The organism is Actinoplanes sp. NPDC049599, assembly GCF_044465625.1.
Classification (GTDB): domain Bacteria; phylum Actinomycetota; class Actinomycetes; order Mycobacteriales; family Micromonosporaceae; genus Actinoplanes.
In genome coordinates this window covers 36,143-49,598 of the sequence record NZ_JBITLX010000034.1, presented here as the reverse complement: position 1 = coordinate 49,598, position 13,456 = coordinate 36,143, and the positions used below count along the sequence as shown (strand labels likewise).

At 73.9% G+C, this 13,456-nt stretch carries 9 protein-coding genes; all 9 read right to left on the bottom strand.

All coding sequences use genetic code 11. The features are described from left to right. Positions 1 to 84 precede the first annotated feature (84 nt). The 9 genes from ACIBQZ_RS37640 to ACIBQZ_RS37600 all read right to left on the bottom strand — a co-directional run bounded on the left by ACIBQZ_RS37640 (position 85) and on the right by ACIBQZ_RS37600 (position 13,445). Entirely contained in the window at positions 85 to 1,884 is a 1,800-nt protein-coding gene (locus tag ACIBQZ_RS37640; protein ID WP_396093687.1) for a BTAD domain-containing putative transcriptional regulator, read from the bottom strand. A 43-nt stretch (positions 1,885 to 1,927) separates the two neighbouring features. Further along, positions 1,928 to 2,461 carry a GNAT family N-acetyltransferase gene (locus ACIBQZ_RS37635; protein ID WP_396093686.1) on the bottom strand — a complete coding sequence of 178 codons (534 nt, stop codon included), beginning with the start codon at positions 2,459 to 2,461 and terminating at the stop codon, positions 1,928 to 1,930. 51 nt (positions 2,462 to 2,512) lie between these two features. Then, positions 2,513 to 4,414, bottom strand: a complete 1,902-nt coding sequence (locus ACIBQZ_RS37630) for a RiPP maturation radical SAM C-methyltransferase (RefSeq protein WP_396093685.1) — start codon at positions 4,412 to 4,414, stop codon at positions 2,513 to 2,515. Between the two features lie 4 nt (positions 4,415 to 4,418). After that, positions 4,419 to 4,643 carry a hypothetical protein gene (locus tag ACIBQZ_RS37625; protein WP_396093684.1) on the bottom strand — a complete coding sequence of 75 codons (225 nt, stop codon included), beginning with the start codon at positions 4,641 to 4,643 and terminating at the stop codon, positions 4,419 to 4,421. Then, on the bottom strand, positions 4,636 to 7,476 hold the full coding sequence (locus tag ACIBQZ_RS37620) for a BTAD domain-containing putative transcriptional regulator (RefSeq protein ID WP_396093683.1): 2,841 nt from the start codon (positions 7,474 to 7,476) through the stop codon (positions 4,636 to 4,638). Before ACIBQZ_RS37620 ends, ACIBQZ_RS37625 begins: the two co-directional genes overlap by 8 nt. A 203-nt stretch (positions 7,477 to 7,679) precedes the next feature. Next, positions 7,680 to 8,531 (bottom strand): formyltetrahydrofolate deformylase, encoded by an 852-nt coding sequence (purU, locus tag ACIBQZ_RS37615; RefSeq protein WP_396093682.1) that lies wholly within the window; start codon positions 8,529 to 8,531, stop codon positions 7,680 to 7,682. Between the two features lie 29 nt (positions 8,532 to 8,560). Beyond that, positions 8,561 to 9,340, bottom strand: coding sequence for a thioesterase II family protein (locus ACIBQZ_RS37610; RefSeq protein WP_396093681.1), 780 nt, complete (start codon positions 9,338 to 9,340; stop codon positions 8,561 to 8,563). Beyond that, positions 9,337 to 10,188, bottom strand: coding sequence for a thioesterase domain-containing protein (locus ACIBQZ_RS37605; protein WP_396093680.1), 852 nt, complete (start codon positions 10,186 to 10,188; stop codon positions 9,337 to 9,339). The genes ACIBQZ_RS37610 and ACIBQZ_RS37605 overlap by 4 nt, the downstream gene beginning before the upstream one ends. A 14-nt stretch (positions 10,189 to 10,202) precedes the next feature. Further along, a complete protein-coding gene (locus ACIBQZ_RS37600; RefSeq protein ID WP_396093679.1) occupies positions 10,203 to 13,445 on the bottom strand; it encodes an amino acid adenylation domain-containing protein in 3,243 nt (1,080 codons plus the stop codon). Positions 13,446 to 13,456 lie beyond the last annotated feature (11 nt).

Here is a 13,456-nt window from a genome sequence, read left to right as displayed (position 1 = left end):
CTCACGGCTCCCTTCCCGGTCGGCTACAGATCCAGCGTCGCCGCCGAAGATGGGAGGATTCGAAGATTCACCCGCGCCGCGGCGTCACCCCACGACCACGGCTTGCCGGTCCGGGGGCGTGCTGACGCACTCGCGGGCGTACAGGCGGACGAGGGCGGGCAGTTCGTAGCGGATGCTGTGCGTGGTGACGGCCGGTTCGGGGGACAGCAGGGCGCCCGTATCCACCAGCGACTCCAGCCGGCGACGAGCCTCGTCGGGCGGGCAGGACAGCGTGGTGGCCGCGTCCTGCAGGGTCAGCGACGGGGCCGGCAGGGCGGCCAGCTGGCTGACGTCGGTGCGGTGCGCGCGGGACATCCCGTACCAGCTGTCGGCGATGCGGGGCCGGACCGCGAGGTCGCCGGCCACGAGCTCGTCCAGCACCGTACGGGAGCTCGCCAGCCGCTCGGCGAAGTCCCGCAGCGGCAGCAGGCGCATCGCCGCCAGTTTTAGCCCGCCGATCCGCACCGCCAGCGGCAGCCGGCCGATCGCGGTGACGACCGCGTCCGCCGCCGAGGGGTCCGCGGTGGTCCGGTCGCGGCCGATGATCTGTGCCAGCAGTTCCACCGCTTCGGCGCAGGTCAGGCAGGGCACGTCGATGCGGTGGGCGGCGGCCAGCCCGGTCATCCGGCGGCGCGAGGTGACCACGACCGTGGCGGCGCCGGCGCCGGGCACCAGCGGCCGGACGGCGGTCTCGTCCGGTGCGTCGTCGAGCATGAGCAGCATCCGCCGCTCGCCGAGCCAGGCACGCCAGTGGAAGCTGTCCTGGTCGGGGTGGCCGGTCATCCGGTCGGTCAGGCCGGTGAGCGCGGCCAGTTCGGCCAGGAGGTCGACCGTCGTGCGCGGTGTGCCGTCCGGTTCGCGCATGCGCAGCAGGATCCGGCCGCCGGGGAAGTCGTGCCGCAGCGTGTGCGCGAGCCGGACCGCCAGCGCCGTCTTGCCCACCCCGGCCGGCCCGGTCACGACGACCACCTGCCGGGTGCTGTGCCGCACGACCTCGGTGATCTCGCCGAGCTGCTCGGCGCGGCCGACGAAGTCCGGCAGGTCGTGCGGCAGGGACTGCGGCGCCGGCGCGGCAGCCGGCCGGGGGCGCCCGCGTTGTTCGGCGAGGATCGACCGGTAGAGCTCCTCGAGGGCGGGTGTCGGCTGCAGCCCGTACGCCGCGGCGAGCTGCCGGCGCACGTCCTCGAAGACCTGCAGGGCCTCGGCCTGGCGGCCGGAGCGGAACAGCGCGGTCATCTGCGCCGCCCGCAGGCGCTCGCGTTGCGGGTGGCGTTCGGCGGGTTCGGCGAGCGCGTCGGCGACCGCGGCGCAGTTCCCGAGCTCCAGTTCGGTCTCCGCCCACTCCTCCAGCACCTGCAGATGCTGGCCGTCCAGCCGGCGGGCCTCGGCGGCGAGGGGGTGTGAGCGGTGCAGCCCGGCGAACGGCGTGCCCCGCCACAGCCGCAGCGCGTGCCGGAAGTGCTGGACCGCCGGCTGCGGCGCGCCGCGGTGGCGGGCCTGGCGGCCGGCCCGGGCCAGCGCGCGGAACTGCAGCGAGTCGAGTTCGTCCGTCTCGACGTGCAGGCGGTAGCCGCCCGCCTCGTGCACCAGCCGGTCGGCGCCGCCGGCCCGGTCGTCCAGCAGCCGGCGCAGGTTGCTGATGTACACCTGCAGGTTCTTGCGGGCTGTGCGGGGCGCCGCGGCCTCGGTCCACACCCCCTCGCACAGGGAGTCGACCGGCACCAGCGTGTCCGGCCGGGCGAGCAGCATGGCGAGCGTGAGCCGCTGCTTGAGCGGGCCGACGTCAACCGGAACGCTGCCGGATACGGTGAGCGTCCCGAGCACAAGGAATCGCGGTTGTGTCACGCTCCTCAGGGTGGCGGTCGCGCTGGACGTCGCACTGGAGCGGTCACTGGAGCAGGTCGGGAATCTCCGCACGGAGCAGCCCGTAGATGAGCATGTCCTGCCAGACGCCGTGCCGGAACCGCACCTGGCGCAGCAGGCCCTCGCGGCGGAAACCGATCCGCTCCAGCGCGCGCTGCTCGGCGACGTTGCCGGCGTCGGTCTGCGCCTCCAGCCGGTTCGCGAGCGTGAAGCGGAACAGGTAGCTGATCAGCAGGCGCTGGGCGGTGGTGCCCCAGCCGTTGCCGCGGTGCTCCGGCAGCAGCGCGAGACCGATCTCGTAGCAGGCGCCGATCGGGCCGCCCCGGGTGCGGGCCTCCCAGCTGGCGATGCCGATGACGCTGTCGTCCGGCCCGACGACCGCCAGCGCGGTGGACTGGACGCCGACGTATCCGTCGGTCTGCCACCGCCGGTGACGCGCGCGGGCGTCGGTGAAGCCGGCCCATTCGAACGGGCCGAGTGCCTCGGGGTCGACGGTCAGTCGTTGCAGGAAGAGCTCGTCGGCGTCGAGGAAGGAACGCAGCGAGATCTGGTCACTCATGAACACCTCAGGGGAAGGGGCGGATCCGACATTCGGCGCGGGCGGGCGGGATCATCGAGGCACACCGGCGGGCAGGGCGAGCGCCAGGGCGAGATCGCCGTCGAGGACCATCAGGCCCCGGCGGGCGTACTCGATGAGGGCCTGCTGGACCGCCTCGGCCGGGAGCCGGCCGTCCAGGCGCCGGTACGCGGCCTGCGCGGTCAGCGGCCGATCGCTGCACGCGGCGTACAGGTCGGCGACGGGTCCCTCGAAGGTGTAGGTGCCCTCGGCGCCGGCGTGCCGTCCGTCGTAGATCTGCACGAAGCCCGGCGCCGCCCAGAAGCGCAGGACGGGCTCGTGGCCGTCGTCGCCGGCGGCTCGCCAGCGCGCGGCGCCGGCGCTGACCGCCTCGTAGGTGGCGTCGGGCAGCGCGCCGGGCAGGTCGTACTCGAAGAAGTAGGCGACCTTGCCCAGCTCCACCGCGGGTGGGTAGATGTAGCGGTAGCTGTGTTCCGGCAGCTTGCCGGGGGAGCTGCGGTAGAGCGGGCTGAACCGCTCGAGCCAGAGCCGCCCGGTGCCGGCCGGCGCCGGCAGGTGCGCCAGATGCGGCAGCAGGGCCGCCTGCTCGGCGTAGTCCTGCTCGGTCTCGCCGGGGAAGCCCCAGATGATGTTCCAGGACACGTCGATGCCGTAGTACCTGGCCCAGCGCAGCAGGTTGATGTTCTGCGCCGCGCGGACGCCCTTGTTCATCAGCGCCAGCACGTGCGAGCTGAGCGACTCGATGCCGGGCTGGATGGCCGAGACCCCGGCGTGGGCCAGGGTGCGTACCTGATCGCGGCTGAGGTTCGCCTTGACCTCGTAGAAGAGCTCGAAGCCGGTCTCCTGCTCGATGAAGGCGGGGAAGAGCTGCTTCAGGTACGACATGTCGACGATGTTGTCGACCGCCTCGAACCGGAAGGTGCGGTACCGGCGGGCCTGGGTCACCAGCTCGCCGGCGACCCGCTCGGGGGACTTGGCCCGGAACTGCATCGTGCTGCCGTTGAGGCCGCAGAACGTGCAGTGGTGCTTGGCGCCCCACCAGCAGCCGCGGGCGGACTCGAACGGCAGGCGGACCCGGGTGGGGCCGGCGGCGGGCAGCAGGCCGAGGCCGGCCGCGCGCTCGAAGAACTCGTCGTAGTCGGGGCTGGGCGACTCGTCGAGGCGGGTCAGCGCGGCCTCCGGCACGGTGCTGACGACCGCACCGTCCACCCGGCAGGCGATGCCGGGAAGGCCCGCCGGCCCGGCGCCGGTCGCCAGCGCGTGCATCAGCCGGGGCAGCGCGACGTCACCCTCGCCGACCACCGCCACGTCGACGCAGTCCACGGCACGGATCCATTCCGGACCCATCTCGCCGTCGAAGTTCGCGCCGCCGAAGACGGTCACGATCCGCGGGAAGCGCTGCTTGAGCCGGCGCGCGAGGGCGAACGACGCCGTGTTCTGCTGGAAGGTGGAGCTGAACCCGACGACGCGCACCGGCTCCCAGTCGTAGCCGTCGACCAGCGCGTCGAGATAGGCGGGCACGTCCTCGTCGCGGATCCGCAGCAGCGTCTCCCGCGCGAGCTCCGCGTCGCCCAGGTAGGCCAGGTCGGCGGCGAAGTCGTCAAGCAGCCGGCCGTCGGGGTCGGGCGCCTCCGCGCCGAACGCGGCCACCGAGAACAGCCAGTCGGCCACCATCCGGCTGCGCCGTTCGCCCAGGCGGTGATACCGCTCCACGCCCAGGCGAACGGCGAAGTCGAGGTTGGCGTGCAGGGTGCGTGCCGGGAACCCGTGCCCCCGCAGGATCGCCGCGAGCAGTCCGAGCTGGATCGACGGCCGGTCGGCGTCCATGAACGGCATGGTGACCAGCACCACGGGCCACTGCGACCGCAGCCGCGGATCGGCCTCGGTCGGCGTGGCCACGGCCTTGTTCAGCAGGGGCAACGAGTACGCCGGCACAGCGTCAGACCACGTTGACGACGATGGCCGCCCCGCTGCCGGCGAAGGCGACCGCGCCGGGGGTGAACGCCTCGTCGAACTGCTGGTGGACGGTGGACGGCGCCGCCGCGGCCGAGACGGCCGGCAGGCCCGCGGCCGCCGCGCTGAGCATGGCCCCGGTGGCGAGGCTGCCCAGCACGACGCCGGCGGCGCGCCGGTTCGGGTGGAGCGAGTGCTGCGGGTCAGACATGGTGGATCCCTTCAGGAGGTGCGGACGGGGTGGGTTCGGCCAACCAGGCGGACAGCTGCTCGCCGAGCGGGTGGCCGAGCTCGTCGAGGATGATGCGGGCCTGCAGCCAGAGCTTGCGGGCCGCCTGGAGGTCGCCGGTGGAGTGCTGCACGTTGCCCATGCGCAGCGTGGTGGTGGCGACCTCGTACCGGTCGCCGAGCTCGCGCCACAGCCCGAGCGCCTTCTCGTAACAGGACATCGCGGCGTCGCTGTTGCCGAGGTGGTGGTGGGCGAAGCCGAGCGCGTCCCAGGTGTCGGCCTGACTGGGCGAGTCACCGAGCCTGCGGTGCAGGTCGAGGGACTGGTGGCAGTAGTCCAGGGCCTGCTGGTGGAAGCCCCGCAGGCTGTGGAACCAGCCGACCCAGTTGAGCGCGTCCGCCTCACCGCTGGGCTCGCCGGCCGCCCGGAACAGCTCGAGCGCCAGCTCGGCCCGTTCGAGCCCGGCCGCGATGTCGCCCTGGCGTTCCAGCACGCGGCTGTAGTCGAGGTGCAGGCGGGCCTGCCCGGCCCGGTCGCCGAGCTCGCCGAACAGGTCGAACGCCTGCTTGGCCTGGGCCTCCGCGTCGGTCAGCAGGCCCTGCTGCAGGTAGGCCAGGCTCAGCAGCCGATGGGTGAGCGCCTGGCCGGCGACGTCGCCGACCTGCCGGCTCGCCGACAGGGCGATCCGGAGCACGCCCGCCCAGTCGTGCCATTTGCCCTGGTAGTTGAGGAACGCGGTGATCGTCCAGGCCAGCCGGCTGGCGTGCCGCGGGAAGTCCTCGGCCTCGGCCTGCTCCACCGCGGCGAGCAGGGCGGCCTGCTCGCCCAGGAACCAGACCAGCGCCTCGGCGGGCCCGTCGACCCGCGCCACCACGGTGGCCGGGTCGGCCGGCTCCACCCCGATCGGCTGCCGGTACGGGTACAGCGTGCGGTCGGCCAGCCAGGCCGTGTGCAGGTAGTGGTCGAGCAGGCGGAGCACGGCGTGGCGCCGCTCGGCGTCGCTGTCGACGGCCAGGGTCTGCTCCCTCGCGTACGCCCGCAGGAGATCGTGGAACCCGAACCGGCCCGGGGTGGCCTCCTCGACCAGGTGCGCGCTGGTCAGCTCGCGCAGCAGGCGCCGGGCCTCGGCCACCGGCACGCCGGCGAGGCTGGCCGCGGCCGGGGTCGCGATGTCCGGCCGGCGGTGCAGCCCGAGCAGGCGGAACAGCCGGGCAGCGGCCGGGCCGAGCCGGGCGTACGACCACGACAGCACCGCCCGGGCGTCGTTGGCCGGGTTCTCCCCGACGAACGCGTCCAGGCCGCCGGCCGCCTCCCGCAGGTCGGTGGCCAGCGCGGTGAGGCTCTGCTCGGGGTAGACGGCCGCCCGCGCCGCCACGATCGCCAGCGCCAGCGGCAACCGGGCGCAGTCGGCCACGATGGCGTCGAACGCGACGGGCTCGGCCGCCACCCGCGCCGCGCCGACCCGGCCGCTGAAGAACTCGCGGGCCTCACCCGGGGCGAGCAGGTCCAGCGACAGCACGTCGGCGCCGGCGGCGGCCACGCCGGCGAGCCGGCGGCGGCTGGTGACGACGACCGCGCAGCCCGGTGCGCCCGGCAGCAGCGGCCCGATCTGCTCGGAGTCCCGGGCGTTGTCGAGCACCACCAGGATCCGGCGCCCGGCCAGCAGGCTGCGGTAGAGGGCGGCCTGGTCCTCCAGCCGGGCCGGGACCTGGGCGTTGGGGACCGCGAACGCGTCGAAGAAGCCCCGCAGCGCGTCACCGGGCTCGACCGCGGAGCCGTGGGCGTCGAAGCCGCGCAGGTTGACGTACAGCTGACCGTCGGGGAACCGGTCGCTGACCCGGTGCGCCCAGTGCACGGCCAGCGAGGTCTTGCCCACCCCGGCCGTTCCGATGATCATGGCGATGGCGGTGGCGTCCTCCCGGTCCAGCAGCTCGTCCAGCCGGGCCAGCTGCCGCTGCCGCCCGGTGAAGTCGGCCATGCCGTGCGGCAGCTGCGCCGGGGTCGGCGGCCGGTGCACCGGCACGGCCGGGGGCAGCGGCACCGCGGCCACCGGCCGGGGTGTGGTCAGCTCCGGGTCGTCGTCCAGCAGCCTGCGGTGCAGCTCCTGCAGCTCGGCGCCGGGGCCCACGCCGAGCTCGGCATAGAGGTAGTCGTGGGTCTCCCGGAACGCCGCGAGCGCGTCGGCCCGCTGCCCGCTGCGGTAGAGCGCCTGCATGAGCAGCCCGCGCAGCCGTTCCCGCAGCGGGTGCTCCGCCACCAGCCGGCGCAGCTCGGCGACCAGGTCGCGGTCGTCGCCGAGGCAGAGGTCGACCTCGATCCGGTCCTCGAGCGCGCCGATCCGGCGTTCGGCGAGGCGCTCGCGCTCGGCGTCGAGCAGCGGGCCGGCCAGACCGTCCAGCAGCGGGCCGCGCCACAGCCCCAGGGCGGTGTGCAGCGCCCGGGACGCCGCGGGCAGGTCACCCGTGGCGCGTGCCGCGCCGGACCTGGCCAGCTCCCGGTCGAAGTCGGCGAGGTCGAGACCGCCCTCCGGCAGGATGAGCCGGTATCCGGCGTCGCTCCAGGTCAGCACGCGGGACTTGCCGTCCGGCGGGCGCACCGGCTCCAGGCTGCGCCGCAGCGCGGAGACGTTCTTCTGCACCAGGTTCACCGCGTAGGCCGGGGGCTCCTCGCCCCAGACCGCCTCGATCAGCTGCTCGCGGCCGAGCGAGCGGTTGGCGTGCAACGCCAGGATCGCGAGCACGACCCGCTGCTGCACCGGCCCCAGGCTGGTCGGCTGGTCGCCGCGCCAGGCGCGCAACGGACCCAGCACCTCCACCCGGATCCGTAAGTCGCACGGATCGGTCACCGCCGGCCCTTCCAATGCAATCGCATTGTGCCTCTCCCGTCGACATTGCGTAACGGAGTATAGGAGGCGCGGACGAGTCCGCTGATGCGATACGGGCTTTGACGAGACAGTCGGGAAACCGACAGAGTTCGATCTGTCCGGCCGCCGCGCGGCGGCGCAGCTGAGCGGCATGATCAGAAGACCAGGACCGTGTTGTCGTGTTGCAGCAGCCGGTCCTCGCAGTGCCAGCGGACGGCCCGGGCGAGCACCGTGCGCTCCACATCGGCGCCGAGCCGGGCCAGGGCCGTGGCGTCGTCGCGGTGCGAGGCGCGCACCACGTCCTGCTCGATGATCGGGCCTTCGTCCAGCTCGGCGGTCACATAGTGTGCGGTCGCGCCGATCAGCTTGACGCCGCGGGCGCGGGCCCGCTGGTACGGCGCGGCCCCGGGGAAAGACGGCAGGAAGGAATGATGAATATTGATGACCGGCACGCCGATCTTGTCGAGGAAGGCGCCGCTGAGGATCTGCATGTAGCGCGCCAGGACCGCCACGTCACACCGGCCCTCCAGCAGGTCGGCCAGCTCCGCCTCGGCGGCGGCCCGGCCGGCGGCCGGCGTCGGCACGTGGTGGAACGGCACGCCGAACCACTCCACTGTGGAACGCAGGTCGGGGTGGTTGCTGGCCACCATGGTGATCTCCGCGGCGAGTTCCCCGCGCCGCTGGCGCCACAGCAGGTCGACCAGGCAGTGGTCGGCGCGGGAGGCCAGCACGGCGATCCGCTTGCGGTCGTGGGAGTCGATGATGCGCCAGGTCATCCGGTACGGCGCGGCCACGGTCAACCCGAACGCCTCGAGCAGGTCGCGCCGCTCGTCGGGCAGGACGAACTCCATCCGCAGGAAGAACGTCCCGCCCTGCGGGTCCGACGTGTGCTGATCGGAGCGGACGATGTTGGCGCCGCGTTCGTGCAGGAACCGGGCCACGGCGGCGATGATGCCGGGCCGGTCGGGACAGGACACGAGCAGGCGCAACGGGGCGGAGGACGGCACGGTGTGCTCCCTTCGGATCGGCGGAACGTTCAGATCAGCAGGTCGGACTGGCCGGGCGCCGTCGTCGTGCCGGCGGTGGTGAGCCCGCGCAGCACCTCAAGGACGGGCTGCGGGTCGGTGCTCAGGTAGAAGTGGCCGCCGGGAGCCCAGCGGGTGTCGACCGGCAGGGTCGTCTCGCCGGCCCAGCCGGCCACCCGCTCGGCGGTCACGTGGTTGTCGTCGACGCCGTTGACCAGCGTGATGCCGATCGGCAGCGGCGCGGCGGGCCGGTACCGGTAGCCGGCGACCAGCCGGAAGTCGGCCTGCACGCCCGGCAGGAGCAGGTCGTGCAGCTCCTCCGCCGCCACCACCTCGGCCGGCAGGCCGCCGAAGGAGCCGATCGCCTCCGCGAAGGCGCGGCCCCGCAACGCGGCGGCCCGGACCACCCGCGGCGAGGGCATCAGCTCCGGCGCCGCGGCGCCGGAGGCGACCAGGTGCAGCAGCCGGGGATCGTCGCGGAGCAGGCGGGCCACCTCGAACGCCACGACGGCGCCCAGGCTGTGCCCGAACAGGACAAACGGCCCGGTGGCGTGCGCGGCGACGGCCTCGGCCGCCCCGGCGGCGAACGCGCCGATCGTCGCCGGCGCCTGCTCGGCGTAGCGGTGGCCCCGCCCCGGCATCGTCACGGTCGTCACCTGCGCGGCCGTGGCCAGCGCCGGCTGCCAGCGCAGGTACTCGGCGGTGTTGCCGCCGGCGTGGGTGAAGCAGTAGACCCGGGGCAGGCCGGGGGCCGCACCCGCCGCGCTGCGGAACCAGTCGGCTGTGGTCACGGCGTACTCCTCGGGGTCGGTGCCGCCCGGACCGCCTCGGCGATCAAGACGACGGTCGGCGGTCGCAGGCAGTCGTAGTGTCCGGCGGCGACGTGCAGGCACCGCGCGCCGCCGCCGAACAGGCGAGCCCAGTCGGCGGTCGAGTCCGGGGAGCCGGCCGCGTGGACCAGCACGGCCGCCGCGTCGAGCGGCCCGGTCGGCCGGTAGCCGGCCAGGGCCGTGGTGTGCGCGGCGAAGGTGGCGTGCCGGCGGGTCAGCTCGGCGGCGAGCGCCGCCCGCTCGGACGGGTCGTCGGCCAGCCGCTCGGCCAGGTGTGCCAGCTGGTGTGCCACCGGCGCGGTGGGCTCCGGGGCGGCCGGTTCGTGGCCGGCGGTGCGCAGGGCCTCGGCCACGAACAGCGCGGCGAGGCCCTCGGCGGAGTCGGCGTACCGCGCGACGGCCCGGTACGGCGCGTCGATCAGCGTCACCAGCGCCACCTCGCCGCCGGCCGCGGCCAGCCGGCGGGCCGTCTCGTACGCCAGCACGCCGCCCATCGACCAGCCGATCAGCCGGTACGGACCCGCCGGGTGCGCGCCCCGGACCAGGCCCGCGTACCGGTCGGCCAGCACGGCGAGATCGGCGACCGGTGCGCCGCGCGCCGCCTCGATGCCGGACACCCGGTAGGCGCCGTCGAGCTCCCGGGCCAGCGCGCCGTACTCGTGGACGGTGCCGCTGACCGCGTGCACCGCGAAGGCGGGCGCGCCCTCGCGACCCAGCGGGACCACCGGGCCCGCCGCCGCGGCGGCGGGCCCGGACCGGTTCTGCCGGAGCCGGGCGGTCAGGGCCGTCCGTTGTGCCTCGGTCAACATGGTCGTCCCCCCGCTCAGCTCAGCACCGCGTCCAGGCCCTCGTCACCCAGATCGATGTCGTCCAGCCCGAACTTGTCGCGGAGCAGCACGGTCAGCTGCGCCGGCGTGGGCGCCAGGAAGACCGCGGTCACGTCGGCGTCCACGGCCAGGTCGGTCCGCAGCCTGGTGATCAGCCGCATCGCCTGCAGCGAGTTGCCGCCGAGGTCGAAGAAGCTGTCCTCGACGCTGACCCGGTCGAGCTTGAGCAGGTTCGCGTACATGTCGGTCACGGCCGTCTCGATCAGCGTGCGGGGCGCCACGAACGCGGTGTCACCCTCGGTGACGTCCGGGTCCGGCAGCGCGGCCCGGTCGATCTTGCCGCTGGCGTTGAGCGGGAACGTGTCGAGCACCAGGATGTGGGTGGGGATCATGTACGCGGGCAGCACCTGGGACAGATGCTGACGCAGGTCCGGGACGCTCAGCGCGGGCCCGCCCGGGGCCATCCGCGCGTAGCCGATGAGCTGCTTGTCGCCGGCGGGGTCGTCGCGCACCACGACGGCGGCCTGCTCGACGGCCTCGTGCGTGGCCATCGCCGCCTCGATCTCGCCGAGCTCGACCCGCAGGCCGCGGATCTTGATCTGCCCGTCGATCCGGCCGAGGAAGACCAGGTTGCCGTCGGGGCGGCGCCGCACCAGGTCGCCCGTGCGGTACATGCGGGCGTCCGGCTCGGCCGAGAACGGGTCCTCGACGAACTTCTCGGCGGTCAGCTCCGGGCGGTTCAGGTAGCCGCGGGCCACCCCGGGGCCGCCCAGGTGCAGCTCGCCGGCCACCCCGACCGGCACCGGGTGCAGGTGGCTGTCGAGCACGTACGCCCGGTAGTTGGGCTTGGGCATCCCGATCGGCGGCGCCGCGACGTCCTCGGGGCGCAACTCCATCATGGTCGCGCCGATGGTGACCTCGGTCGGGCCGTAGCCGTTGCACAGCCGCAGGCCCGGCCGCAGCCACCGGCGGACCAGCTCGCCGGAGAGCTCCTCCCCGGCGGAGATCAGCACCCGCTGGTCGGGCAGCTCCGCCCCGCTGATCAGGTTGAGGACCGCCGGCGGCAGGCAGGCGAAGGTCACCCGTTGCTCGCGCATCAGCGCGGTCAGCCGCGGCGGCGACATCAGCGTCTCGCGGCTGCCGAAGATCGCCGCGCCGCCCGAGCCGAGGGCGAGGAACATGTCCATCACCGACACGTCGAAGTTCAGCGACGCGAACTGCAGGAACCGGTCGTGCTCGTCGAGCGGCCAGTGCGCCACCATGCCCTGCACGAAGTTCGAGACCTGCCGGTGCTCGACGATCACCCCCTTGGGCCGGCCGGTGGAGCCGGAGGTGTAGATCGCGTAGGCGGCGTTGGCCGGGCCGACCGCGACGTCCAGGTCGGTGTCCGCGACCTCGCCGTCGTCCGCCCAGTCCCGGACCGGAACGATGACCGTCGCGTCGAAGTCGCGGCCGTCGGCGTCGGCGAGGATCACCCGGACACCCGCGTCGTCGATCATGAACTCGAGCCGGTCGGCCGGGTAGTCCGGGTCCAGCGGCACCCACGCCCCGCCGGCCTTGAGGATCGCCAGGATGCCGGTGAGCCGCTCGATCGACGGTCGCATGTGCACGCCGACCAGCGACTCCGGGCCGACCCCGCAGTCACGCAGCCGCCGGGCGCCACGGTTGGCGGCGGCGTTGAGCTGGGCGTACGTGAGGGCCCGGCCGTCCATCACCGCGGCCTCGGCCTGCGGCACCCGGGCGGCCTGCTGCTGGACCAGCTCGTGCAGCAGCGCCGGCGACACGTCCATCGTGTTGGAGTTCCAGGCGACCAGCTCCTGGTGCAGGTCGTGCTCGGTCAGCACGGGCAGGTCGGACAGCCGCCGGGACGGGTCGGCGACGATCCCGCGCAGCAGCACCGCCAGCGAGTCGAGCATCCGGGCGACGGTGGCGGCGTCGTAGAGCGCGGTCGCGTACGCCACCTCGACCACCAGGTCGCCGTGGGCCTGCATGAAGAAGTTCAGGTCGAACTTGGCGGTCGGGGCGTCGATCGGCAGGACCGAGACGGTGACGCCGCCGGCCTCGATGTCGTCCGGCTCGTCCTCGTTGATCGTGAAGCCGATCTGGAACAGCGGCGCCCGGCTGGCGTCCCGCTCCACCTTCAGCGCCTCGACCAGCCGGGGGAACGGCAGGTCCTGATGCGCGTACGCGCCCAGCACGACCTCTTTGACCCGGCCGAGCAGCTCGGTGAACGCCGGATCGCCGGAGGTGTCGGTGCGCACCGGCAACGTGTTCACCAGGTAGCCGATCAGCGGCCCCAGCTCGCTGCGGCCGCGGTTGGCGCTGGCGGTGCCCACCACGATGTCGTCCTGCCCGCTGTAGCGGTGCAGCAGCACCTGCAACGCGCTGAGCAGCGTCACGAAGACGGTGGTGCCCTCGGCCCGGCTCAGCTCCCGGAGCCCGGCCAGCACCTCGGCGCCCATCGCCTTGCGGACGATCGCGCCGTCGAAGGACTGCAGCACCGGCCGGGGCCGGTCGGTCGGCAGCTGCACGGAACCGGCGCCGCGCAGCTGCTCCTGCCAGTACGCCACCAGCTCGTCCACGCCCGCGCCGTCCAGCCGGGCACGCTCCCACAGGGCGTAGTCGGCGAACTGGATCGGCAGCTCCGGCAGGCCGGTCGGCGCACCGGCGACCTGGGCGGCGTACAACGCGGCCAGCTCCTTGACGCAGACGGCGAAGGACCAGCCGTCGAACGCGCTGTGGTGCACGTTGAGGTGCAGCGCGTGGCTCCGTGGCGTCAGGCGGACCAGCTCGGTGCGGATGAGCGGCCCCTTCGCCAGGTCGAACGGCTGCAGCCCGAAGGCGACCGCCTCGGCGGCGAAGGTGGCCTGGCGCTCCGCCTCGGACAGCCCGGACAGGTCGCGCGCCGTCCAGCTGACCGGGTCCGGCGGCGGGTCGACGACCTGCACCGGCCGCCCGTCGACGGTGTCGATCCGGGTGCGCAGGATCTCGTGCCGGGCGACCAGCGCGTCGAAGGCCCGGCCCAGCGCGTCGGTGTCCAGGTCACCGTCGAGCCGCAGCGTGCCGGCGACGTTGTAGGTGGGCAGCCCGGGGGCGAACTGGTCGATGAACCACAACTGTTCCTGGCCGCTGGACAGCGGCAGCTCGGTGAGGCTCGGGTCGCGGCGCGGGATCGTGGTCGTGCCGCGCCCCTGACGCAGGCGGGCGGCCAGGGCAACTCGCTGGGAGTCGGACAGCATCAGATTTCTCC